The sequence below is a fragment of the Agromyces sp. H66 genome (genome assembly GCF_004959775.1).
Lineage (GTDB): Bacteria > Actinomycetota > Actinomycetes > Actinomycetales > Microbacteriaceae > Agromyces.
This window is the reverse complement of the sequence record NZ_SJZG01000002.1, coordinates 288,547-310,321: the sequence shown is the minus strand read 5'-3', so window position 1 is coordinate 310,321 and position 21,775 is coordinate 288,547. Positions and strand designations below refer to the sequence as shown.

Annotated in this window: 22 protein-coding genes; 10 read left to right on the top strand and 12 right to left on the bottom strand. The window is 70.5% G+C overall.

Annotation, left to right across the window (positions count from 1 at the left end; translation table 11 throughout):
* The first annotated feature begins 101 nt into the window (after positions 1-101).
* Positions 102-1,928: an AAA family ATPase gene (locus tag EZM51_RS04765; RefSeq protein ID WP_136707095.1), complete on the top strand. Its 1,827-nt coding sequence runs from the start codon at positions 102-104 to the stop codon at positions 1,926-1,928.
* On the top strand, positions 1,925-3,082 hold the full coding sequence (locus tag EZM51_RS04760; RefSeq protein WP_136707094.1) for a LuxR family transcriptional regulator: 1,158 nt from the start codon (positions 1,925-1,927) through the stop codon (positions 3,080-3,082). The genes EZM51_RS04765 and EZM51_RS04760 overlap by 4 nt, the downstream gene beginning before the upstream one ends.
* Positions 3,083-3,163: 81 nt before the next feature.
* Here the strand turns inward: EZM51_RS04760 and EZM51_RS04755 are convergent, their stop codons facing one another.
* A complete protein-coding gene (locus EZM51_RS04755; protein WP_136707093.1) occupies positions 3,164-4,108 on the bottom strand; it encodes an NADP-dependent oxidoreductase in 945 nt (314 codons plus the stop codon).
* The gene (locus EZM51_RS04750; RefSeq protein ID WP_136707092.1) at positions 4,108-5,304 is read right to left on the bottom strand and encodes an epoxide hydrolase family protein; all 1,197 of its coding nucleotides are present in this window, start codon (positions 5,302-5,304) and stop codon (positions 4,108-4,110) included. Before EZM51_RS04750 ends, EZM51_RS04755 begins: the two co-directional genes overlap by 1 nt.
* A 231-nt stretch (positions 5,305-5,535) precedes the next feature.
* Between EZM51_RS04750 and EZM51_RS04745 the strand changes: the two genes are divergently transcribed.
* Positions 5,536-6,645, top strand: coding sequence for a hypothetical protein (locus EZM51_RS04745; protein WP_136707091.1), 1,110 nt, complete (start codon positions 5,536-5,538; stop codon positions 6,643-6,645).
* Between the two features lie 175 nt (positions 6,646-6,820).
* Here EZM51_RS04745 and EZM51_RS04740 read toward each other — a convergent pair whose 3' ends face one another.
* The 4 genes from EZM51_RS04740 to EZM51_RS04730 form a co-directional block, all read right to left on the bottom strand.
* Positions 6,821-7,039, bottom strand: a complete 219-nt coding sequence (locus tag EZM51_RS04740; RefSeq protein WP_136707090.1) for a hypothetical protein — start codon at positions 7,037-7,039, stop codon at positions 6,821-6,823.
* A gap of 105 nt (positions 7,040-7,144) precedes the next feature.
* Positions 7,145-7,282, bottom strand: coding sequence for a hypothetical protein (locus tag EZM51_RS20460; RefSeq protein WP_349236058.1), 138 nt, complete (start codon positions 7,280-7,282; stop codon positions 7,145-7,147).
* 7 nt (positions 7,283-7,289) lie between these two features.
* Complete coding sequence (locus EZM51_RS04735) at positions 7,290-8,615, bottom strand: low temperature requirement protein A (protein ID WP_136707089.1); 1,326 nt, start codon at positions 8,613-8,615, stop codon at positions 7,290-7,292.
* 5 nt (positions 8,616-8,620) lie between these two features.
* Positions 8,621-9,520, bottom strand: coding sequence for an AraC family transcriptional regulator (locus EZM51_RS04730; RefSeq protein WP_136707088.1), 900 nt, complete (start codon positions 9,518-9,520; stop codon positions 8,621-8,623).
* Between the two features lie 151 nt (positions 9,521-9,671).
* Here EZM51_RS04730 and EZM51_RS04725 point away from each other — a divergent pair, with 151 nt between their 5' ends.
* The 4 genes from EZM51_RS04725 (at position 9,672) to EZM51_RS04710 (ending at position 12,927) form a co-directional block, all read left to right on the top strand.
* A complete protein-coding gene (locus EZM51_RS04725) occupies positions 9,672-10,430 on the top strand; it encodes an SDR family oxidoreductase (RefSeq protein ID WP_136707087.1) in 759 nt (252 codons plus the stop codon).
* A gap of 67 nt (positions 10,431-10,497) precedes the next feature.
* Positions 10,498-11,358, top strand: coding sequence for a thioredoxin domain-containing protein (locus EZM51_RS04720; RefSeq protein ID WP_136707086.1), 861 nt, complete (start codon positions 10,498-10,500; stop codon positions 11,356-11,358).
* A 7-nt stretch (positions 11,359-11,365) separates the two neighbouring features.
* The gene (locus EZM51_RS04715; RefSeq protein WP_136707085.1) at positions 11,366-12,235 is read left to right on the top strand and encodes a cytochrome c biogenesis CcdA family protein; all 870 of its coding nucleotides are present in this window, start codon (positions 11,366-11,368) and stop codon (positions 12,233-12,235) included.
* Positions 12,232-12,927 carry a GntR family transcriptional regulator gene (locus tag EZM51_RS04710; protein ID WP_136707084.1) on the top strand — a complete coding sequence of 232 codons (696 nt, stop codon included), beginning with the start codon at positions 12,232-12,234 and terminating at the stop codon, positions 12,925-12,927. The genes EZM51_RS04715 and EZM51_RS04710 overlap by 4 nt, the downstream gene beginning before the upstream one ends.
* Positions 12,928-12,955: 28 nt before the next feature.
* Here EZM51_RS04710 and EZM51_RS04705 read toward each other — a convergent pair whose 3' ends face one another.
* Positions 12,956-13,582, bottom strand: a complete 627-nt coding sequence (locus EZM51_RS04705) for a LysE family translocator (RefSeq protein ID WP_136707083.1) — start codon at positions 13,580-13,582, stop codon at positions 12,956-12,958.
* 64 nt (positions 13,583-13,646) lie between these two features.
* Between EZM51_RS04705 and EZM51_RS04700 the strand changes: the two genes are divergently transcribed.
* Positions 13,647-14,153 carry an Lrp/AsnC family transcriptional regulator gene (locus tag EZM51_RS04700; protein ID WP_136707082.1) on the top strand — a complete coding sequence of 169 codons (507 nt, stop codon included), beginning with the start codon at positions 13,647-13,649 and terminating at the stop codon, positions 14,151-14,153.
* A 55-nt stretch (positions 14,154-14,208) separates the two neighbouring features.
* Here EZM51_RS04700 and EZM51_RS04695 read toward each other — a convergent pair whose 3' ends face one another.
* From EZM51_RS04695 to EZM51_RS04685, 3 genes are all read right to left on the bottom strand, one after another.
* Positions 14,209-15,666 carry a flotillin family protein gene (locus tag EZM51_RS04695; RefSeq protein ID WP_136707081.1) on the bottom strand — a complete coding sequence of 486 codons (1,458 nt, stop codon included), beginning with the start codon at positions 15,664-15,666 and terminating at the stop codon, positions 14,209-14,211.
* A 66-nt stretch (positions 15,667-15,732) separates the two neighbouring features.
* Complete coding sequence (locus EZM51_RS04690; RefSeq protein ID WP_136707080.1) at positions 15,733-16,203, bottom strand: NfeD family protein; 471 nt, start codon at positions 16,201-16,203, stop codon at positions 15,733-15,735.
* 107 nt (positions 16,204-16,310) lie between these two features.
* Positions 16,311-17,072, bottom strand: a complete 762-nt coding sequence (locus EZM51_RS04685; RefSeq protein ID WP_136707079.1) for a hypothetical protein — start codon at positions 17,070-17,072, stop codon at positions 16,311-16,313.
* An 80-nt stretch (positions 17,073-17,152) separates the two neighbouring features.
* Between EZM51_RS04685 and EZM51_RS04680 the strand changes: the two genes are divergently transcribed.
* On the top strand, positions 17,153-18,931 hold the full coding sequence (locus tag EZM51_RS04680; RefSeq protein WP_136707078.1) for a bifunctional 3'-5' exonuclease/DNA polymerase: 1,779 nt from the start codon (positions 17,153-17,155) through the stop codon (positions 18,929-18,931).
* Here the strand turns inward: EZM51_RS04680 and EZM51_RS04675 are convergent.
* Complete coding sequence (locus EZM51_RS04675) at positions 18,910-19,581, bottom strand: helix-turn-helix transcriptional regulator (RefSeq protein ID WP_136707077.1); 672 nt, start codon at positions 19,579-19,581, stop codon at positions 18,910-18,912. The two genes, EZM51_RS04680 and EZM51_RS04675, sit on opposite strands and share 22 nt — an antisense overlap.
* 225 nt (positions 19,582-19,806) lie before the next feature.
* Here EZM51_RS04675 and EZM51_RS04670 point away from each other — a divergent pair, with 225 nt between their 5' ends.
* Positions 19,807-20,328: a DUF3145 domain-containing protein gene (locus EZM51_RS04670; RefSeq protein ID WP_136707076.1), complete on the top strand. Its 522-nt coding sequence runs from the start codon at positions 19,807-19,809 to the stop codon at positions 20,326-20,328.
* A gap of 158 nt (positions 20,329-20,486) precedes the next feature.
* Here the strand turns inward: EZM51_RS04670 and EZM51_RS04665 are convergent, their stop codons facing one another.
* Entirely contained in the window at positions 20,487-21,722 is a 1,236-nt protein-coding gene (locus tag EZM51_RS04665; RefSeq protein ID WP_136707075.1) for a beta-ketoacyl-[acyl-carrier-protein] synthase family protein, read from the bottom strand.
* Between the last annotated feature and the right edge of the window lie 53 nt (positions 21,723-21,775).

The window sequence follows — 21,775 nt, the reverse complement described above, 5'->3', positions numbered from 1 at the left end:
TCGTGGAATTCTCTGATCAGAGTTGCCTCCGCGCGCGTCTCCCAGGGACGCTGCGCCGCCTGGACCCGCTCTTCAACGGTGGCTGATCGCCCCTTGCCTTCGTGCCCACGATCAGCGGCGGCCGCAACATTCCCCAGGTCGTCAGACCTGTTTGCGGCGGACATTGCCCCCAGATTACACTCCGAGCCAAGCGAAACTTCCTCAAGTTGCCTCAGTGCCGCCGCCCCGGCTCGGCTCCGGCAGATGATGCGTACAAACTTCGGGCGCCGGCCGTTCGGCTGCCTCGGATCATGAGGAGGGGTTCGCAAGGAGGCCTCAGCATGGGCGGACACGACGACCGTCTCCTGTTCGGTCGTGCGCGCGAGCTGACGCTGCTGGACAACCTCCTGGCAGAAGCACGAGGCGGCCGCGGGGCGGTTCTGGTGCTCCGCGGTGAAGCCGGGATGGGCAAGACGAGCCTGCTCCGCCACTGCGCGGATCACGCCACCGGCCTCCAGCTTCACCGCATTTCCGGGGTGCAGTCGGAAATGCAGCTGCCGTTCGCGTCCTTGCATCAGCTGTGCCGGCCGTTCCTCGATCGCGTGGGCTCGATTCCCGCACCGCAGGAGGTGGCGCTGAGCGTCGCTCTGGGTCTGATCGACGGGGAGACTCCCGACCCGTTCCTCGTCTCGCTCGCCGCCCTGAGCCTCCTCTCGGAGGAAGCCGCGCGACAGCCGATGCTCTGCCTCATCGATGATGCCCAGTGGGTCGACAGCGCCTCCACGCAGGCCCTCGCCTTCGTCGCGAGACGCCTGCTCGCGGATTCGATCGCCATGGTGTTCGCCGTGCGCGAGCCGGCCTCGAATCGCGAACTCGACGGCCTGCCGGAACTGCGACTGGAGGGTCTCGCAGAGGACGACGCTCACGCACTCCTGCGGACGGTCATCCCTGGTCGACTCGAATCCCGCGTGCGTGATCGGCTGCTCACGGAGACCCGGGGCAATCCGCTCGCGTTGCTGGAGCTGCCGCAGCGGCTGACCTCGACACAACTCCCGGGTGCCTTCGTGCGGCGTGACGCTCGGGGCCTTCCCGAGCGTATCGAGGATGCCTTCCTCGCTCGCCTGGAGGGACTCTCCCGAGAGGCGCGGCTCCTGCTCCTCCTCGCCGCCGCCGAGCCGGGCGACGATCTGTTACTGCTCTGGCGTGCGGCAGATCGCCTCGGTATCGATGCCTCGGCGGCAGACCAGACGGAGAGCGAGGGCTTGCTCACCCTGGACAGCGGGGTGCAGTTCCGTCACCCGCTCGTGCGCTCCGCGGTCTACCGAGCGGCATCGCCGCTCGATCGGCGCATCGTGCACCTCTCCCTCGCCGAGTCGATCGACCCACAGGTCGAGCCTGACCGTCGCGCATGGCATCTCGCGGCCGCAACCGTCGGACCGGACGAGACCGTGGCGATGGAGCTGGAGCGATCAGCGGGGCGAGCGCGTGCCCGAGGCGGACTCTCGGCTGCAGCTGCGTTCCTCAAGCGTTCGGCGGAGTTGACGAACGATCCCACCGCGCGGGCAGAACGTGCTCTCGCGGCAGCGCAAGCAAGCCTGCACGCAGGAGAATTCGAGTCTGCGCTGCATGTACTTCACACGGCCGACTCATCCACCTTCGACGAGTTGCACCACGCTCGGGCCGACCTGATGCGTGCTCAGATCGCGTCCGCGTCGGGTTCGCTCGACGAGGCGCCTGCACTCCTGCTCGCGGCGGCAGAGCGGCTGGAGTCGCTCGACCGGGTTCTTGCTCGCGAGTCCTATCTCGACGCATGGGGGGCGGCGCTCTTCGCCGGCGACCGCGCCGGTGCCGACATGCGCGAGGTCTCCCGCGTCGTGCGTAGCAGGCGAGCCTTCGGCGCCGATCAGCACGGTACCGATCTCCTCCTGCATGGGATGTCCGTGCTGTGACCGACGGTCGCGAGGCGGCGGCACCCACCCTCCGCCGCGGACTCGGCGAGTTCGTCGCCGGGGACCTTCCGATCGACCGAGGAATGCAGTGGAGTGTGATCGCCTCGTGTGCCGCGCTCGAGCTCTGGGACTTCGAGACGCGGAACACGAGCACGACGCGGCAGTTGCAGCTGGCGCGGGAGGCGGGAGCGCTCACTCCGCTCGCGTTCGGCCTGAACGGCTCCGCGATCACGATGGCCATGACGGGCGAGCTGGAAGCCGCTCTCCGCCTGTGTGCTGAAGCAGCTGCGGTGAATCAGGCGATCGGCAGTCGAGTCCCTCCATTCGGAGGAATGTTGCTGGCGGCGCTTCGCGGTCGGGAATCCGAGGGCCTCGCCCTGCTCGAGGAGGCCAGGCGAAACGCGGGTGCGAGCGGGTCGGGCTTCGGGCTCCAATGGGCGCACTGGACCGGCGCGATGTTGCTGAACGGCCTGAGGAGGTATGACGAGGCGTTGGATGCCGCTGAGCAAGCGTGGGACGCATGGCCCGACTGGTTCGTCTCCATCTTCGCCTCGGTCGAACACATCGAGGCAGCCGCACGGCTCGGCCGACCGCACCGAGCTGCGGCATCCCTCGAGCGCCTCACGGCGAGCGCGAGGGTGGGCGCCACGGACTGGGCGGTCGGAATCTCGGAGCGGTCGACCGCCCTCCTCAGCGAGGCCGCGGACGCCGAACCGCACTACCTCGAGGCGATCCAGTGCCTCAGTGCCACGCGACTGCGTCCAGAGGTGGCACGTGCGCATCTGGTGTACGGCGAATGGCTTCGTCGCGAGGGACGGCGGGTCGACGCGCGCGAGCAACTGCGGATCGCGCACTCGATGTTCGCGGACATGGGTGCTGAGGGGTTCTCGGAACGCGCTCGGCATGAGCTGGTCGCGACCGGGGCGACGGTGCGCAAGCGTACCCAGGCGCAGCACGAGGAGCTCACGCCCCAGGAAGCGCATGTGGCGCGACTGGCAGCAGACGGGAGGACGAACGCCGAGATCGGTGCCACGCTCTACCTCAGCCCCCGCACTGTCGAGTGGCACCTCAAGAAGGTCTTCCTCAAGCTCCAGATCAACTCCCGCAGGGCTCTGCGAAGCGCACTCCCCACGTACGAGCCGGTCGCCGGCTAGCCTCGACGAGGTCTGCTCGGCGCGCGTCGCTCGCCGGGAGCTCGTGGCTCCCGGCGAGCAGGTCCGCGGGCATGGCGTCTTCTAGCCGCCGGCCACGGACAGCACCACCTTTCCGGGCCCGCTCCGCAGGGCGCCGGGCCCATAGGCCTCTGCGCCCCTGGCGAGCGGCAGGACCTCCGAGACGATCGGCCGGACGAGCCCGGCGTCCATCAGCCGGCCGATCTCGACCAGCTGGGGGACATCCGGCCGCACGACGAACCAGATCGCCCGGCGCCCGTCCTCATCGTCTCGGTCGGGTGGACGCGGGACCGCGATCGACACGAGCCGCCCACCAGGGCGGATCACGTCCCATGATCGCGACCACGTGTCACCTCCGACCGTGTCCAGGACCAGGTCCAGGTCCGACACGGCGTCCTCGAAGCGCGCCCCGCGGTAGTCGATCACCTCCTCGGCTCCGAGCTCGCTCACGAACGCACGGTCGCGCTCGGAGCTCGTCGCCACGACGAAGGCGCCCCTCCAGCGGGCGAACTGGACCGCGAACGTCCCGACGCCCCCGGCACCGCCATGGACGAGGACTCGCTGCCCGGGTTGCAGGTCCCCGTGATCGAAGAGCGCCTGCCACGCCGTCAGGGAGGACAGCGGGACCGCCGCCGCCTCCGGGTACGCCAACGACTCGGGCTTCGGTGCGAGTTCGCCGGCGTCGGCCCGAACGGCGACGTATTCCGCGTCAGCGCCGTCACGATGGACATCAAGGTAACCGAAGACTTCGTCGCCGACGGCGAATCCCGTCGCCTGCGGGCCGACCGCCTCGACGACGCCGGCGACCTCGCGTCCCGGGATGATCGGGGGTACGCGGGGCGTGGCGTCGCGGTCGAGCCACACTCCGGGCCAGTCCAGTTCGCCCGGGCTGACACCGCTCGCGTGCACTCTGACCAGGACATCCCGTTGCCCGAGGTCGGGCGAGGGGGCCTCCTCGAAGGCGAGTCGTGCCGGCTCGCTCGGTGCGTAGGCGCGGAGCGCGAACATCAGCGCAGCGACCTGAATGCGGCCCGCACCTCGGCCGTGAAGAGCTCAGGCTCCTCCCAGGCCGCGAAGTGGCCACCACGGTCGACCTCGTTGAAGTACGTGGTCGTCGGGTAGACGGCCTCGACCCAGGTGCGCGGGGACGGGAAGAGCTCACCCGGGAAGGTCGTGAAGGTGACCGGGACCTGTACCGGCGGCGGGGTGTGGCCGTGGGACGCGGCCAGGAACCGGCCGAACTCCCAGTACCAGCGGGCGGCGGACGCGCCGGTGCCCGTCATCCAGTACAACGTGATGTTGTCCAGGATCTGGTCCCGGGTGAGGTTGCCGACGGGGTCGCCGTCGACGAACGCGCGGGTGATCTTGAGGTAGCTGTCGGTGTCGTGGTCGAGCATCCACGCGGCGAGGCCGATCGGCGAGTCGAGCAGCGAGTAGCCGATGGTCTGCGGCCTGGTGGACTGCTCGAGGAAGTAGCCGAAGCCGTCCGTGGTGAACGTCTCGAGGGCGGCGTGCGCGGCGCGCTCCGGCTCCGACTCGGCCGGGAGGACGTCCTTGACGCCGATCGCGAGGGCGAGCAGGTTCATGTGGATGCCGACCAGCCCGTCGGGGCCCTGGCGGCCCATCGCGTCGGTGACCGCGGCGCCGACATCGCCGCCCTGGGCGACGTAGCGCGTGTAGCCGAGGCGGGCCATCAGCTTCGCCCAGGCGGCGGCGATGGGGCCGTTCTCCCAGCCCAGCTCGGTCGGTTCGCCCGAGAACCCGTAGCCGGGCAGGGACGGCAGCACGACGTGGAACGCGTCCTCGGCGGAGCCGCCGTGCGCGGTCGGGTCGGTCAGGGGGCCGATGATGTCCAGCATCTCGATCACCGAACCCGGCCAGCCGTGCGTCATGATCAGCGGCATCGCGTTCTCATGCCGCGACCTCACGTGGATGAAGTGGATCTCGACTCCGTCGATCTCGGTCGTGAACTGCGGCAGCGCGTTCAACCGTCGTTCGACGCGGCGCCAGTCGTACTCGTCCGACCAGTACCGCGCAAGCTCCTGCAGCGTCGCGAGCTGCACCCCCTGCGAGCGGTCGTTGACGAGCTCCCTGCTCGGGAATCGCGCCGCCGCGATCCGCCGGCGTGCGTCGTCGATCTGTTCCTGCGAGAACTCGACCGCGAACGACCGGATGCCGGTGGTGCCGTCGATGATGGTGCTCATGATGATTTCCTTTCGGTTGACCGATTTCGGTCGGTGATGGCAACGAGCCTGCCCGTCGCATCCGCTCGTCGCGCCCGTCGTCGTCACTGGTCGGGGCTACTGGTGACCCGGCTTGTGCGCACCTCGGATCCGACCGACGCACACTGGGCTGTTCCCGTTTCCCACTCATCGGTGTGTCAGTGATGACCGGCCGCATGGTGTGCGAGCTGCACCACCCCATACGGTCGTCTCGTGCCGACTGCGATCCGACGAAGCGTGCCCGCCGTCCTCGCTCTGTTGTTGCTGATCTCGGGCTGCGCGATCGGCACCGGGGGCCAGGAGGCCGATGCCGCCCCGTTGGGCTGCGATGAGCTGGTTCCCTCCGACGACCTCGTCGCCGCAGCACTCACCGACGTCGGCGGCGTGGAGCCCAGCCCCATGTCGGCGATGCCACCGCTGGAGTTCGACCCGTTGCTGATGCTCCTGCCGGCGGCCGGCGGTCTCCGCTGTTCGTGGAACGCCGGCGCACCCGCCCTCGACTACACGAGCGATTGGGGCTACCTCTCGGTCGAGGCGCTACCGTTCGACGGTGATGCCGTGAACGTGCGAGACGCCGACGGCGAGCCGATCGCCTCGTCGACGTCGATCGGGGGCTACGACGCGGTCGCGGCATGCAGGGGCTGGGCATTCGAGTGCCTGGTCGTGGTGGCGTGCGCGCTCGAAGGCGGACGGCTCTTCATCGTGCCCGGAGCGGGCGACCTGATGGAGGGGATGCTGCGCACACCTGATTTCGACGGGGTGTTCGCGCCGCTCGAGGATCGCACCGGCTATCCGGCACTCGGCCGGGTATCGGGCCCGGGCGGCATGGTCGTCGTGTTGACGATCGCGGAGGACGCGTACGTCATCGATGCAGGCGACGCCGTGGCATACGCGCGCGACATCCTCACCGCTCGCGTCGCCGACTACGCCGGTCCGCAGCGCGACGAGTCACTGCAGGCCCCGAACATCGCCACCGCTGAGGCCGAGGGTCTCGCGCTGGTCGAGGGCACCGCGGCGGAACTCGGGCTCACGATCGCCACGACCTATCCACCCGAACGCCGTCGGTGCGAGCATCCCGATGGCTTTCCCGGCGTCCTGTCGGAGGTCGTGGTGACCACCGCTGCCTCGTCGACGCCCGACGAGGAACTCTTCGAGCTCGTCGACCGGTACTGGTCGTCACGTGCATTCACGGTGTATCGCCCCGACAACGGCATCGCTGCCGAGGGTGCCGCCGGCGGTCTTATCAGCACGGTGTACCTGACCGCGTCGGAGTTCGGCGGCGGGCCGAGCATCCGCGTTCAGTCGCCCTGCGCAGTCGAGTAGCTGAGCGGCGGCCCTGAGGCATGAGCCTCAGTCTGTGGAACTGCGCGGAGCTTCGGGCTCATGCAGGGTGATCCGACAAGAGCCGGCCATGCCGCGATGTTGGAAGACGAGTGGGTCGGCGGCTCGGAAGCGAGGGTTCCGAGCCGCCGACCACAGTGCTGAGAGCGTCAGACACTCAGTCGCCGCAGATGCCCCTGGCAGTCTCGTTCTTGCCCTGCCCGCCGAGCGCCTGGACGACGTCTCCAACGTTCGTGAATCCGAGGGCGCCTTCGGTATTGATGGTCTTGTGCACCTGGCCGAAGCAGGCGGCGTCGGCGGGCGCAGCGTGGGCGGTGCCAGCGACGCCGAACGTGGCGAGAGCGGCGATGAATCCGGTGGCGATGATGCGCTTCATCGGGCTTTCCCTTCATCAGCGGGTGCGTATTCACCCGATACCACTGGCTTCTCGTCTCACCGCGGGTTCGGATGCACTTCGTCACGCATCAGCGCGCGAAGAACGCTAGTCGGCGGGTCGGTCGGCGAACAGCTCGTCGCGGAGCGCGATCAGCTCCGGCGCCCGGGTCTTCGCGATCTGCCGGGTGAGCCTCGTCCACAACATCGTGCGCACCTGGTCGAGATTCACGATCAGCGGCGCCATGCCGCGTTCATGCATTCCCGGTCGCGCCCAGTTGACCGGTGGCTCCAGCAGATCCGGGTCGACGCCCGCGAGAAACGGCTCCACCGCCCCGTCGACGACATCCGATTTCATGGTGCTCCGAGCTGACGTCGGGAGCAGCGGGCGGCGTCGTGGCTCGAGCCGACTCGACGGCGAGGATGACGATGAGGAGCCCCAGGACGACAGCGAGGGCGGCCAACGGCGGAACGGCCGCGAGCAGCGGCACGAGTACGAGGAACGCCGTGGCGCCGAGGAATCGCGGTATGCGACGCTCGCCGAGGACTCGGAGCGCGAAGAAGCCCGTTCCCGTCACGAAGCAGGCGATACCGCCCCCGAGGGCCGCGGCCCCGAATATGCCGAACGGCTCGGTGTCGGCGATGTGCGCCATCGCGCCTTCCAGTCCGAGTGCCGCGAGCACGATGCCTGCGACGATCGGGAGGTGGAGGTGAGTGTAGGCATCGTTCGCGGCACGTGCGAGCTCGCCGCCATCGCGTCGCGCAAGGGCCTCCTCGGCGGGATGGGCGAGTCGGGAGAAGTACGCCCACCACATCGCCACCGTGATCAGGGTGGCCATGACCACACCGATGAGGATGGTGACGTCGACGGGTTCAGCGGCAACGCCCACGCCGATCGCGATGATCGACTCGCCGAGGGCCAGGATGACGATGAGTCCGTGCCGCTCCGTGAGGTGCGGGATGGACGGCAAGGTCCATTCGACATTGGCAGTCGTACGGTAGGCGACGATCGGTTCGATGGCGACCGCGGCCAGCGCGAACCAGATCTGCCACGGCTCACCGAGCAGCGCCCCGGTGATCAGGAGTGTGCCGGACGCGGTCACCGAGAGTGTCACCGTCAGAAGTGCGCGGCGGCGCAACCGCCGATCGTCCTCGAGCACGACGAAGACGATCGCGTGCGTGATGCGAACCACGAGGTAGGCGCCGACGAAGACCATCGGCCCGAAGAGTCCGCCCGGCCGGTCGTGGTAGGCCTCCAGCACAACCACCCCGACGACGAGCATCGCCAGCATCGCCGTCATCGCGACGATCATCGCGACCCTGACGATGCCGGCGTCGGCGTGCGCGAGATTCGACAGCCAGCTGTACGCCGCCCACGACCACCAGAGCAACGCGAGGATCACGAGGGCCTGCAGGACGCCCAAGGCGCTGTGTTCGTGAGCCATAAGCCGTGAGAGCTGAGTGAAGGCGAACACGTAGGCGAGGTCGAAGAACAGCTCGAGCGTGGTCACCCGGTGTCCGGCCTCGCTCGATACCGCCCCGAGGATCGAGCGGGCGGTCCTTCCGTTGCTGCCTGGCATCGCCGTCATTCCGTCCGGGCGCTCGCCCGCAGCTGCGCGGCATCCCGACCGGGCGGCGCGCCGAAGTGCCGACGGTACTCGCGGCTGAACTGCGATGGGCTCTCGTAGCCGACCGCGTATGCCGTGCCGGCGACGTCGCCCGGGTCGGTGAGGAGTCGCATCCGGGCCTCTTGCAGGCGGATCTGCTTCTGGAACTGGATGGGACTCATCTCGGTCACCGCATGGAAGTTGCGGTGGAATGCCGACGTGCTCATCTGAGACATCCGCGCAAGCTCCTCGATACGGATCGTCTCGGCGTATCGGTCCCGGATCCATCGCGCCGCCTGCCGCACGCGACTCATGCTGCTGTCGGCGAGGCCCAGTTGCCGCACCGTTGCGCCGTGCTCGGAGGTCATCGCGATCCAGTGGAGCTCGCGCTCGATCATCGGCGAGAGCACCCCTCGATCACCGGGCCGGTCGAGGAGGCGGAGCATTCGGACCGCGGCGTCGAGAAGCTCCGGGGCGGCGTCGGACACGGCGACACCTGGCGGGATCGGTGCCCGTCGCCGGGACCCGTGCGTCACCAACGGCGGTGCGCTCAGCAGGAGGTCCGTCACCACGGCCGGGCGGAGCACGAGTGCGAACCCGAGAGCCGGCCGCTCGGGTGTCGCATCGACGAACTGGCCGCTGACCGGAAGATCGACCGACGCCACGAGATACTGACCCTCCGCGTACTCGTGGACGCGGTCGCCGACGGCGATTCGCTTGCCCCCTTGGGCCACGATCGCGAGCACCGTGCCGGTCGTGGACTCGTGCGGCGGACCCGGCTCGGAATGCCGCGAGACGAGCACGCCGGGCAGCGCCGTTTCGGTGACCCCTTCCGGGGCGTGGCGAGCGATGAGACGCCGGAGTTCCTGGATCGACATAGCCCGATCCAAGCAGCAGGTGTTCTCGCCCCGCTACCCGATCCGACCGAGATCGAGAGGATCAGGCAAGAGCACGCGAGGATCTGATCCTCGCCGCATCCCCGGCGGGCAGTTGTCTGGAAGAGCAGGCAACCACGAAGGGAATGCTGACATGGGAGTGACGATCGTCACGGGAGCAAGTTCAGGAATCGGCCGGAGTGCCGCAGTGGAGGTGGCCCGGCGTGGGGCCGGAGTGATTCTGACGTACCGAAGGAATCCGGAAGGCGCCCGGGAAACGGTGCGCGACATCGAGGCGATGGGTGGAAGCGCGGTCGCGCTGCCGCTCGATCTCGCCGATCATGACACCTTTCCCGGCTTCAGAGCCGAGATCGAGCAGGAGCTCGAGGAACGCTGGGGAACGCGCACCATCCACGCACTCGTCAACAACGGCGGCTTCGGCGGCGGGGTGCCGTTCCCCGACATGGACGCGGCGGCTCTGGACCGCTACTACGCGGTGCACTTCAAGGGCCCGTACCTGCTCACCCGCGAGCTTGCGCCGATCATCGAGGACGGCGGCGTCATCGTGAGCACGTCGAGCAGCTCGGTCCGACCCGGCGATACGACGCCGGGCTACTCGGCCTACGCGGCGATGAAGGCGGCGCTCGTCGTCGCCACTCGCTACCTCGCGCTCGAGCTGAGTCCGCGCGGCATCCGGGTGAACTCGATCGCGCCCGGACCCACCCGCACACGTCTCGGCGATGACGGCTTCGAGCGATTCCCGGAACTCGTCGATCAGCTTGCCGCTCGCACCGCGCTCGGCCGGATCGGTGAACCCGAAGACATCGGACGAGTGATCGCGTTCCTGGTCTCCGACGATGCGAGGTGGATCACCGGACAGGATCTGCTGGTCGCGGGCGGGTGGGCGCTGTGACCCCGCGTGTGCACTGCGGTGCTCACGGGCCAGGCGCGATGTTGGATCCAAGTTGTATCCTTGCTTCATGTCGAACACCGATCGAGACGATGCTCCCACGGCCGGCTCCGAGTCTGCGCAGGCAGCCCCAAGCGCCTCCAAGGGTGGCCCCGCGGCGGCGGCGACCGTGCACGGCGCTTCGCTCCAACGGCGGCTCCGGCGGTCCCGTACCCTCAACGTCGTCCTCGGCGTCGCCACGGCATTCCTCGCGGTCGTGACCATCGCCCAGGCGTTCCCGGAGGCCAGTCAGGCCGGCGTCGGGTCGGGAGCGTCCGCCACCGCCGATGCATCCGCCGACCAGGCGACGGAGGTTCCTGAGATCGCCCGGCGCGACGCCGACGACCCGATGGCGATCGGCGACGTCGACGCGCCCGTCGTGCTCGTCGAGTGGGCGGACTTCCGCTGCCCGTACTGCGCGGTGTTCACGAACGAGACCCTCCCGGTCATCCTGGACGAGTACGTCGATGCCGGACTCGTGCGCTACGAGTTCCGCGACGTCGCCTTCTTCGGCGACGAGTCCGTCGACGCCGCGATCGCCGTGCGGGCCGCGGCCGAGCAGGGCCGCTTCGCGGAGTACCTCGAAGTGCTCTTCTCCGCCGCCCCCGAGCAGGGCCACCCCGACATGCCGCGCGAGAAGCTGATCGGCTTCGCTCGTGACGCCGGCGTTCCCGACCTCGGCAGGTTCGAGGCCGACCTCGACCGCGAGGACCTGCGCGACGCCGTACTGGCGAGCACCGACGAGGCGCACCGGCTGGGCGTCACGAGCGTGCCGTTCTTCGTCGCCGGCGACCGGGCGCTGTCCGGCGCGCAGCCGACCGACCTCTTCCGGCAGTTCCTCGACGAACAGCTCGAAGCTGCGGGTGAGACGCCGCCGGGAACGAGCGAGTAGCGCGCAGATGGATCTCGGGCTCACGGGCGCCCTCATCGGCGGGGTGCTCACGCTCCTCAGTCCCTGCTCGGTGATGCTGCTGCCCGCATTCTTCTCCTACGCCTTCACGACGCCGAGCCGCCTCATCGCGCGCACCGGTGTCTTCTACCTCGGCCTCATCACCACCCTCGTGCCCGTGGGCGTGCTCGCCGGTACCGTGGGGGCATTCGTCGGCGCCCACCGCACCACGCTCGTCACGATCGGCGCCGTCATCGTCATCCTCCTCGGCATCGTGCAAGTGCTCGGCATACCCATCCCCGCATTCACCCGAACCGAAGCCGACCAGACCGGATCGGCCGCATCCGTGTTCCTGCTGGGCACCGTCTACGGGCTCGCCGGGGTCTGCGCGGGGCCGGTGCTCGGCTCGGTGCTCGCCCTCGCGGCGCTCGGCGGCAACCCGCTCTACGGCGGCATCGCGCTCGCGGTCTTCGCATTCGGCATGACCCTCCCGCTCCTCGTCCTCGCCGCGGCATGGTCGCGCTCGGCATGGGTGCGACGCATGGTGCGCCCCCGGTCGGTCCGTATCGGCCGGTGGACGAACACCTGGACGCAGATCGTCGCGGGGCTCCTCGGCATCGGCCTCGGCATCCTGCTCATCGTCACCGAGGGGACGGCCGCCCTCGGTGGCATCCTCGGCGCCTCGGATCAGGCCGCCCTCGAGTCCGGGGCCCTGCGCATGAGCGCAGGTGTTCCCGACCTCGCATTCGCCGCGGTCGCGATCGCGGTGCTCGTCGCGACGTGGCTGCTGTATCGTCGAGCCGGCCGACGGTCGCGGCGAGCGTCCGCAGCCTCGACATCCGCGCCCGTGGCCGCTGCGCCGTCGACGGATGCCCCATGAGCACGACGCTCGGAGTTGCGTCGTTGCCGGGGCCGGGCCATGATCGGCGGGTGCCGAGGATCCAGAGCGCAGCAGACCGTGCGTACGACGCCATCCGCGCGGCGATCCTCGATGGCACCCACCGTCCGGGCAGCATGTTGAGCGAGAACGAGCTCGCCGCGGGTCTGGGCATGAGTCGGACTCCGATCCGCGCCGCACTCGTCAGGCTTCAGGACGACGGCTGCATCACGATCTACCCCAAGCGCGGCGCACTCGTCCGCGAGCTCAGCAGTCGCGAGATCGCCGACCTGATGGATGCCAGGCTGATCCTCGAGACGATGGGCGTGCAGCGGGCCGGAAGCAGCGTGCGCCGCGCACTGGCCGATCGCCTCGAGGCGGAACTGCCCGACCAGCGCGACGCGCTGTCGAGACGTGATCTCGACCGCTTCATCGGCCTCGCGATCTCATTCCACCAGTCGTTCATCGCCGCCTCCGGCAACGCCCTGCTCACCGAGATCGGCGACCGCCTCGCCGACCGGCAACGACTGCTCCTGAGCGCGCACCGCGAACTCCTGTTCCAACGGGTGGACGAGACCATCGAGGAACACCGCGCCCTGGTCGAGCGGCTCCGCGCCGACGACTCCGCCGGATTCGCCGAGGCGCTCCGCACCCACGTCATGGGCACGCTCGGGTCGGAGGTCGGACCGGTCTAGCGGCGCGAGTCCGGCCGACATCCCGCCGTCACAGCACGGTGCGTTCGGCGATCGACAGGACCGCGAGCAGCAGCGCGATGGCGATGAGCGTCAGCCCGCCGATCGAGGTGACGACGCGTTCCGCGGCGGGCGACCTTCCGAGGCCGAGGAGTCGGACGAACACGACGGCACCCGCCCACCAGATCGCGGAACCGAGCACGACGGTGGCGGCCAGCACGGCCGTCCTAGTGCCGCTTCCGTCACCGGCGCCGATGAACTGCGGGAGGATCGCGGCGAAGAACAGCAGGGCCTTCGGATTCGTCGCGTTGGTCAGGAAGCCGCGCACGAACTCGCGCCGGTCGGAACGGGTGCCGGGTTGCGGATGCGGCGTGGTTCGCGTGGCACGCAGCATCGAGATCCCGAACCAGAGGAGGACGGCTGCGCCGACGAGCTGGAGGAGGAAGAGCGCGCTCGGGGTCGAGGCGAGCAACGTCGTGAGCCCGGCGACCGCGAGTCCCGCGTGAAGGCAGAGACCCGCGACGATGCCGGCAGCAGTGGCGAGCCCACGCCTCATGCTTCGCGTGGCGGACTGCACGACGAGCACGAAGTCCGGTCCGGGCACGGCGAGCGCGACCAGGAGCGCCGCCGCGAAGGTCAGCCAGGTTCCGACCGGCATGGGCGATCGACCTCCTCTCGGGCGAACTCGACCAACCTAGACCGAAATTCGTTAGGATGCAGCCATGTCCGAATCAGGAAGCGCAAGGCGACGAAACACCGAACTGGATTCGATCGACTGGGCGATCCTCGGCGTGCTCCAGGCCGACGCGATGACACCCAACAAGGAGATCGCCGCCGCGGTGGGGGTCGCGCCGAGCACGTGCCTGGAGCGGGTCAGGAGGATGCGGGAGAGCGGAGTGATCGCCTCGGTCCGGGCGCACGTCGACCCGGCACGGGTCGGCCGGGGCGAGCAGGCGCTCCTGGCGATCCAGGTGCGTCCGCACTCACGGGAGACCGCGAACGACTTCGTGCGGAAGGTGCTGGAGATGCCCGAGACGTTGACCCTGTACAACGTCAGTGGCGCCGAAGACTATCTGGTGCACGTCGCCGTGCGCGACAGCACGGCGCTGCAGGCCCTGATCATCGACCGGCTGCTCGCGTTGCCGCAGGTCGCCCACTGCCGAACGCAGCTGATCTTCGGCGAACCGCTGACCGCTCCGTTGCGGCGAGCCGGCACCCCTGCGCGGTAGCCGACACCCCGCAACAGGCGATGGGCGACGACCCGCGGTCGTCGCCCATCGTGTCTCAGTCGTGTGTCGCGTCGGCCTTCACGAGCTGGCCGGCGGCGAGGCCGGAGAGGATGGCGCCCACGTCGAGGCCGGTGAGCGACTTCACGACCTCGGTGCCCTCGCCGAGCACCTGACCGACGGTCTTCGTGACGGCGCTGGCGCCGTCGGTCGAGACGACCGTGAGGGTCTTGATGTTCGAGATCGGATCGGCGGCGGCGCGCACGATCTCGGGCAGGCGCGAGATGATCTCCTGGGCGAGGGCGGCCTCGCCGTACTTCTTCAGCGCCTCGGCCTTCGCGTCGGTCGCGGCGGCATCCGCGAGGCCCTCGGCCCGCACGGCGGCGGCGCGCGCCTCACCCTCCGCCTCGATACCGGCGGCGAGGGCCACCTGGCGATCGCGCTCGGCCTCACCCGAGACCCGCACGGCGGTGGCGGCGGCCTCGGCGTCCTGCACCGCGGCGACCTTGTTCGCCTCGGCGATCTTCGTGCGCTTGTAGGCCTCGGCCTCGGTGGACGCGTTCGCCGCGTCGCGCTTGGCGGTGGCACGCTGCACCTCGGCGTACGCCTCGGCCTCGGCGGGCTTGCGGATCTCGATGTCGAGCCGCTCCTGGGTCACGAGCGCCTGCTCCGAGAGGGCGTCGCGCTCCTGCACGGCGACGAGCTTGTCCTGCTCCGCCTTGGCGAGCTGGCCGGCGGCCTCCGCCTCGGCGTTGGCGCGGTCGGTCTCGGCCTTGATCGCCGCCTGCTTGAGGCTCAGCGCCTTCTGGCGCTCGGCGATCTGCTCGGCCGCCTCGATGCGAGCGAACTCGCTCACCTGTGCCGCCTCGGCCTCGGAGACCTCGGCGACCTGACGGGCGCGGGCCGCCTCGGCGCGTCCGAGGTTCGCGAGGTAGTCGCTGCCCGGCGTGGAGATGTCGGAGATGTTCAGGAGGTCGACCTGCAGGCCCTGCTCGACGAGGTCGGTCTTCGTCTCGGCGACGACGCGGTCGGAGAGACCCTTGCGGTCGGAGATGATCTGCTCGATCGTCATGTCGCCGATGATCGAGCGCAGCGATCCCTCGAGCGATTCCTTGATGATCTCGGTGAGCGCGTCCTGCTGCGAGAGGAACCGCTGCGCCGCGCGCCGCACGCCCTCTTCGGTGCCGCTCACCTTGAAGTTGATCGAGGCCTTGATGGCGATCTTGATGCGGTTCTTGTCGACGCCCTCGACGGTGATGCCGATCTGGCGCTGCTCGAGCGAGATCGGGAAGCCCTGCTGCAGGATCGGCCAGACGAACGTGCGCCCGCCGATGACGACGCGCTGCCCGATGGTCGCCTCGCCCGGGGCAGGCCGCCCGGCGCCCCGGCCGACGATGACGAGGGCCTCGTTCGGCGGCACGCGGCGGATGCGCCGCGCGATGAACACGAGCAGTGAGAGCAGCGCGAGGGCGATCGCGACGACGGCGATGACCTGGATGAGTTCGGGGGAGAGCATGGGGTCCTTTCGGGCGCTATTGCGGGGGCGGGGCGGTGCTGTTGGGGGAGGGGCGGTGCTGTGGGTTCAGTCCGCGGTGACCTTCACGCGCGTGCCCGCGTGCTCGACGACTCGGACGCGCGACCCTTCGGCGATGAAGGCGTCGGAGTAGGCGATGCGTCGTTCGACCTCGCCCGGCCCGTCGAGGCTGACCTCGCCGCCCGAGGTGGAGATGTCGCTCCTCGCGACCCCGGTGAGCCCCACGGCCGACTGCGGCACGCCGTCGGAACTGCGGCTGAGGTTGCGCACCAGGAGCGCGCTCAACACGTACGCCACGACCGCGAGCACGATCGAGAGCGCGTACGCCCATACGACGTCGAGTCCGGCGCTGGTGGTGAGTGCTCCCGAAGCGCCGAAGACGACGAGTCCGACCGCCAGCGCCGTGCCCGAGATCGCACCGTCGCCGATCTCGAAGTGGTCGAAGATGTCACCGAGGATGAGCGAGATGAGGAGCAGCACGAGACCGACCCCTCCCACGATGAGGAACGGAAGGAGCACTGACAGCCTCTCTGCGCGTGGGGAACCGCGGTGGCACGCGGACGGATCCACACTATCGGCGCGGGGCTCCGGGCGCATCCGTTTGCCTCCACCGCCGTCGGCGAAGATCAGGAGAGCGCCGGATGCCCCAGCGCGATCGCATCCACGGCGGCGTCGCCGCGTATCGCCCGCATCGATCGGACGACCTCGTCGACCACGGCGGGCGTAAGCTGACGGCACACGATGCTGTGTGCGCCGATGGCCGCCAGGCCGCCGGCCCGGATGCGGATGACGTCCCAGCCGACCTCGCGGAGCGCGTCGTCCTTGTCGAGGTCGGATGCCTCCTTCAGGCCGAGGTGGGCCCGCCGTGTGCGCCCGGGGTCGTCGTACTCGACCGCGATGCGCAGCTGCGGGACGATGACGTCGGGCCAGACCTCGCGGCGCCCGTAGAACGTGCGCGCGATGCGGATGGCGTTCACGCGGTGGTTGAGGCGGATGCGTTCCCCGAGCAGGGTCTTGAGGCGTTGCTCGGTCTGCGAGGTGCGGGTTCTGAGCGAGGGGTTCATGAACGGAACGCCGGCCTCGCGCAGCGCTGCGGGCGCAACCGCGCTCTGCCGGCACTTCGCGCAGCCGGTGCCCGTCAGCACCTCGCGAACCGTTGCCGGGTAGCGGTCGTGGCCGCGCGGGCACTGCCACTCGAACGCGGCGCCGACGCGCGTCTCGCGGGCGAGCGCCGCGCGGTGCGGCGGCGCGACGCGGCGCAGCAGCTCGGCGCGGGTGCGATGGGTCTCGTCGAGCAGCATGCAGAGCGGGCACGGGCGGCGGATGGAGACGACGCCCGCATCGGCGGGGTCGGCGCCATGGCCGCATCGGAAGCTCACCGCGACCATCGTCGCGCCTCGGGTCGGTCCATGCGTCCATGGTGACCGGTGCCGCCGACACTGTCGGAGGCGGACGCGAGAATGGAGTCGTGCGGATCGTCGTCGGGCAGGGGGAGCGCGGCCTCGTCCGGCTCGTCGACCCGTCGCATCCGTCCGAGACGCTCGCGCTCGTCACGCGCGACGAGCTCCCCGGCATCGTCGGCGGGCTCGAGGCATCCGGCCATCCGCGGTGGATCTGGGTCGACACCCGCGAGTGGTACCCGGCGCTCCTCGATGCGGGCGTCAGGGTGCAACGGTGCCGCGACCTCCGTCTCGCCGCGGCCATCCTCGACCGCTCGACGTTCACGGCCCTGGCGCGCGAGTCCGACCGCCACCCGCGGCCGCCATGGATGCCCCCGGGGCCGGCCGAGGCGAACGCCGAGGAGAGCCCGGCCGCCCCGCCGCCGTCCAGCCACAGCACGCTGTTCGACCTCGACGACTTCGAGCAGGTCGATGTCGTCGCCGCCGACGCGCATGCCGTGCGAGGCGTCGACGTCGAGGCGCTGCTCGTCGAGCTCGCCCGCCAGGATGCACTCGTGGCCGAGAGCACCGACGCAGGTGCGCTCCGGCTGCTGCTGGCCGCGGAGTCCGCCGGTGCCCTCATCGGTGCCGAGCTGCACGCGGCCGGCCTGCCGTGGCATCGCGCCGTGCACGAACGCGTGCTCGCCGCCGAACTCGGCGCGCGCCCCGCGCCGGGCCGGAAGCCCGAGCGCATGGAAGCGCTCGCGGTGCGCGTGCGCGCGGCGCTCGACGCGGCATCCGTGAACCTCGACTCGCAGGTCGACCTGCTGCGCGCCCTGCGCCGCGCCGGCGTCCAGGTCGATTCGACGGCGAGATGGGAACTGCGCGAGCACGAGCACCCCGCGATCGAGCCGCTGCTCGAGTACAAGAAGCTCGCCCGGCTGTTGAGCGCGAACGGGTGGGCGTGGCTCGACGAGTGGGTCGTCGAGGGACGGTTCCGGCCCGAGTACGTGCCGGGCGGCACGGCCACGGGCCGCTGGGCCACCGCGGGCGGCGGTGCGCTGCAGTTGCCGAAGAACGTCCGCAGCGCGGTGGCGGCCGACCCCGGGTGGACGCTCGTCGTCGCCGACGCGGCGCAGCTCGAGCCGCGCGTCCTGGCCGGCATGGCGCGCGACGAGGCCATCGCCGCGGCCAGCCGCGGCCTCGACTTCTACCGCGGACTCGTCGACGCGGGCGTCGTGGCGACGCGAGAGGAGGCGAAGTATGCCATCCTCGGCGCGATGTACGGCGCGACGACCGGCGAGAGCGGCCGCCTCGTGCCGCGGCTCGCCCGGGCGTACCCCCGGGCGATGGCGCTCGTCGACCGCGCGGCACGCGAGGGGGAGCGGGGCGGCACGGTCACGACGCTCCTCGGCCGTTCGTCGCCGCTGCCGTCGGCCGAGTGGCGTGCGGTGCAGGCGCGGGCGAGCGAACCCGAGGCGACCGCGGCCGACGAGCGTCGCGCCCGTTCGACAGCCCGCGACTGGGGGCGCTTCACGCGCAACTTCGTCGTGCAGGGCAGCGCGGCGGAGTGGGCGCTGTGCTGGATGGCGGGGCTCCGCGGGCGGCTCGACGAGATCGCTGCGCACGTCTCGTCCGAGACGCCGGCGGCCGCGGCATCCGGCCCCGTGTTCTCGCGCGCGCCGCACCTGGTGTACTTCCTGCACGACGAGATCATCGTGCACACGCCCCGCGAGGTCGCCGATGAGGTGGCGACTGCGGTCGAGGCGGCGGCGCGCGACGCGGGCTCGCTGCTGTTCGGCGACTTCCCGGTCGAGTTCCCGCTCGACCTCGCCGTCGTCGACAGTTACGCCATGGCCGACGCCTGAGCGTCATCGCCGGGGTCGGCGCCGTGGTCGGCGTCGGCGTCGTCCGAGGTCGGGCCCGAGGCGCCGCCGGGCCGCCGCCCGCGTTTGGGCCGTTCGGCGCGGGGTGAGAACGCGAGCCGCTCGGAACGTGTCACGACGTCGAGCCACGCCAGCGCCGCGTCGGCGCGGGCGGACTCGGCGGCGGCCGCGAGGCGCGCGAGCGCGGTCTCGCCCGCGTCGGATCCCGCCGTCTCGTCGGACGACGTCGACGTGGCCTCCGCGGCCATGGATGCCTCGGCCCTCCGTTCCGCCCACCGGGCACGCTCGGCGGCCACGACGCCGCCGGCATCCCACCCGGGCAGCGATCGGGCGATCAGCACGCGATCGACGGTCTCGTCCCACGCGTCGGCGCCCGCGGCATCCGCACCTTCGAGCCAGGCCCGCGCGGCCGCGTGTCCTGCGGCCGTGAGCCGATGCAGCGGCAGGCCGTCGTCGGTGGAGCCGGCGGGCTCGACGAGGCCCTGCTTCGTGAGCCGATCCAGGGTGGCGTAGGTCTGGCCCACGTTGACGGTGCGCCGGCCCCCGGTGCGCGCGGCGAGGCCGCCGTGCAACTGGAACCCGTAGGCGGGACCGACGGTCAGCAGTGCGAGGAGCGCGTCGCGCACGGCCATGCGGGGCCTCCGACCGGATGGGGAACGATTCACTCAGTATATGGTTCGCCGGATCCCCGCGGGTCGCCGCGGATCGCCGACCCTCGTGCCGCGTGTTCGTCTTGTCTCGGCCACGGATCCGCGGCATACTCGACCTTGACGGCTCGCCGTCCACAATCGAACACCCGCCTGTCCGGTGGTTCCGAGGTCGTAGGGGAAGACGCACCTCGAGAACGGAGAACGGAGATGGCGGAGAAGGTCACGCGGGCCCGGCGCGCCGCGCGAGGCGTGCTGTTCGTGCACTCCTCGCCGAAGGCGCTGTGTCCGCATGTGGAATGGGCGGCCGGACGCGCGCTGGGGAGCGCCGTGAACTTCGACTGGGCAGATCAGCCGGTGTATCGCGGACTCATGCGCGCCGAGTTCTACTGGGAGGGGCCGCCCGGCACCGGTGCGAAACTCGCGTCGGCCCTGCGTGGCTGGGAGCAGCTCCGGTTCGAGGTGAGCGAGGATCCCACTCCCGGGTCCGACGGCGCCCGTTGGATGCACACGCCCGAGCTCGGCGTGTTCTTCGCGCAGACCGACACCGCCGGCAACATGGTCGTGCCCGAGGACCGCATCCGCTACGCCATGGAGCTCGCGGGCCTCGACGCCGTCGAGCTGCACCGCGAGCTGCGCCTCGCGCTCGGACAGGCATGGGACGACGAGCTCGAGCCGTTCCGCCACGCGAGTGACTTCGCTCCGGTCGTCTGGCTGCACCAGGTGGGCTGAGCGGGAGCGCGGGCCCGAGGTGGCGCGACGCGAGGTCGGATGACCCTTCCCGGCGACGCACGACCGAAACCGCGGGCCTGCGATGGAGAAGACCCCGGCGCCTCAGGCGACCGGGGTCTTCTCATGCGCGAACCGACCGCGCGCGGGTGCGGACCCGCTCAGGCCGTGCGGAACGCCGCCACCGCATTGTGCCCGCCGAAGCCGAACGAGTTCGAGATCGCGATCAGGTCGCCGTCGCCCAGCGCGCGCGGCGAGGTGACGACGTCGAGCGGGATCTCGGGGTCCTGCTCCGTGAGGTTGATAGTGGGCGGCATGGTGCGCTCGTGGAGCGCCATCACCGTGAAGAGCGCTTCGATCGCCCCGGCGCCGCCGAGCAGGTGCCCGGTCGACGCCTTCGTGGCGGTGACGGGGATGCCGTCGAGCGCGTCACCGAACACCCGGCGCAGCGCGTTGTACTCGGCGATGTCGCCGACGGGCGTGCTCGTCGCGTGCGCGTTGATGTGCGCCACGTCGGTGAGCGCGGCCCCGGCGCCCTCGATGGCCTGCTTCATCGCGCGTGCGGCGGCCGAACCCTCGGGGTCGGGTGCGGTGATGTGGTAGGCGTCGCTCGTGACCGAACCGCCGAGCAGCTCGGCGTAGATGCGGGCGCCGCGCGCCTTGGCGTGCTCCTCGGTCTCGATGACGAGTGCCGCAGCGCCCTCGCCGAGGACGAAGCCGTCGCGGCCGAGGTCGTACGGCCTCGAGGCGATCGCGGGCTCGTCGTTGCGCCGGGAGAGCGCCTGCATGGCGGCGAACGCGGCGATCGGGAGCGGGTGGATGGCTGCCTCCGAACCTCCGGCGATGACGACGTCGGCGAGGCCCTGCTGCAGGTGGTCGTAGGCGTTGACGAGTGCCTCGGTGCTCGAGGCGCACGCCGACACGACGGTGCGGATGCCGGCACGCGCGTGCAGGTCCATGCCGATGGCCGCGCCGGGCCCGTTGGGCATGAGCATGGGCACCGTCATGGGAAGCACGCGACGGGGGCCGCGCTCGCGCAGCGTGTCCCATGCGTCGAGGAGGGTCCACACGCCGCCGATGCCCGTCGACCAGTCGACCGCGAGTCGCTCGGGAGCGACCTCGGGCGCACCGGCGTCGGCCCAGGCCTCGCGGCCGGCGATGAGGGCGAACTGGCTCGACGGGTCGAGGCGCTTCAGTTCGTGGCGCTCCAGGATGTCGGCCGTCGCCACCTTGGCGGTGGCGGCGAACGTCACCGGGAGATCGAGCTCCGTGGCCCACTCCTGGTCGAGGTGGCGGGCACCGGACTCACCGGCGAGCAGCGCGTTCCAGCTGTCGCGGGCGGTTCCACCGAGCGGCGAGGTCGCGCCGACACCGGTGATCACGATCTTCTTGGTCATTCGAGAGCACTCCGTAGGAGGGAAAGGTCATGCGGAAGGCGGGCCGCACGCAC

Excerpts from the sequence above, each read along its gene's own strand:
- EZM51_RS04755 (WP_136707093.1), bottom strand. The coding sequence starts at position 4,108 with ATGTTCGCGCTCCGCGCCTACGCACCGAGCGAGCCGGCACGACTCGCC.
- EZM51_RS04750 (WP_136707092.1), bottom strand. The coding sequence starts at position 5,304 with ATGAGCACCATCATCGACGGCACCACCGGCATCCGGTCGTTCGCGGTC.
- EZM51_RS04740 (WP_136707090.1), bottom strand. The coding sequence starts at position 7,039 with ATGAAGCGCATCATCGCCACCGGATTCATCGCCGCTCTCGCCACGTTC.
- EZM51_RS20460 (WP_349236058.1), bottom strand. The coding sequence starts at position 7,282 with ATGGCGCCGCTGATCGTGAATCTCGACCAGGTGCGCACGATGTTGTGG.
- EZM51_RS04735 (WP_136707089.1), bottom strand. The coding sequence starts at position 8,615 with ATGCCAGGCAGCAACGGAAGGACCGCCCGCTCGATCCTCGGGGCGGTA.
- EZM51_RS04730 (WP_136707088.1), bottom strand. The coding sequence starts at position 9,520 with ATGTCGATCCAGGAACTCCGGCGTCTCATCGCTCGCCACGCCCCGGAA.
- EZM51_RS04725 (WP_136707087.1), top strand. The coding sequence starts at position 9,672 with ATGGGAGTGACGATCGTCACGGGAGCAAGTTCAGGAATCGGCCGGAGT.
- EZM51_RS04720 (WP_136707086.1), top strand. The coding sequence starts at position 10,498 with ATGTCGAACACCGATCGAGACGATGCTCCCACGGCCGGCTCCGAGTCT.
- EZM51_RS04715 (WP_136707085.1), top strand. The coding sequence starts at position 11,366 with ATGGATCTCGGGCTCACGGGCGCCCTCATCGGCGGGGTGCTCACGCTC.
- EZM51_RS04710 (WP_136707084.1), top strand. The coding sequence starts at position 12,232 with ATGAGCACGACGCTCGGAGTTGCGTCGTTGCCGGGGCCGGGCCATGAT.
- EZM51_RS04705 (WP_136707083.1), bottom strand. The coding sequence starts at position 13,582 with ATGCCGGTCGGAACCTGGCTGACCTTCGCGGCGGCGCTCCTGGTCGCG.
- EZM51_RS04700 (WP_136707082.1), top strand. The coding sequence starts at position 13,647 with ATGTCCGAATCAGGAAGCGCAAGGCGACGAAACACCGAACTGGATTCG.
- EZM51_RS04695 (WP_136707081.1), bottom strand. The coding sequence starts at position 15,666 with ATGCTCTCCCCCGAACTCATCCAGGTCATCGCCGTCGTCGCGATCGCC.
- EZM51_RS04685 (WP_136707079.1), bottom strand. The coding sequence starts at position 17,072 with ATGGTCGCGGTGAGCTTCCGATGCGGCCATGGCGCCGACCCCGCCGAT.
- EZM51_RS04675 (WP_136707077.1), bottom strand. The coding sequence starts at position 19,581 with ATGGCCGTGCGCGACGCGCTCCTCGCACTGCTGACCGTCGGTCCCGCC.
- EZM51_RS04670 (WP_136707076.1), top strand. The coding sequence starts at position 19,807 with ATGGCGGAGAAGGTCACGCGGGCCCGGCGCGCCGCGCGAGGCGTGCTG.
- EZM51_RS04665 (WP_136707075.1), bottom strand. The coding sequence starts at position 21,722 with ATGACCAAGAAGATCGTGATCACCGGTGTCGGCGCGACCTCGCCGCTC.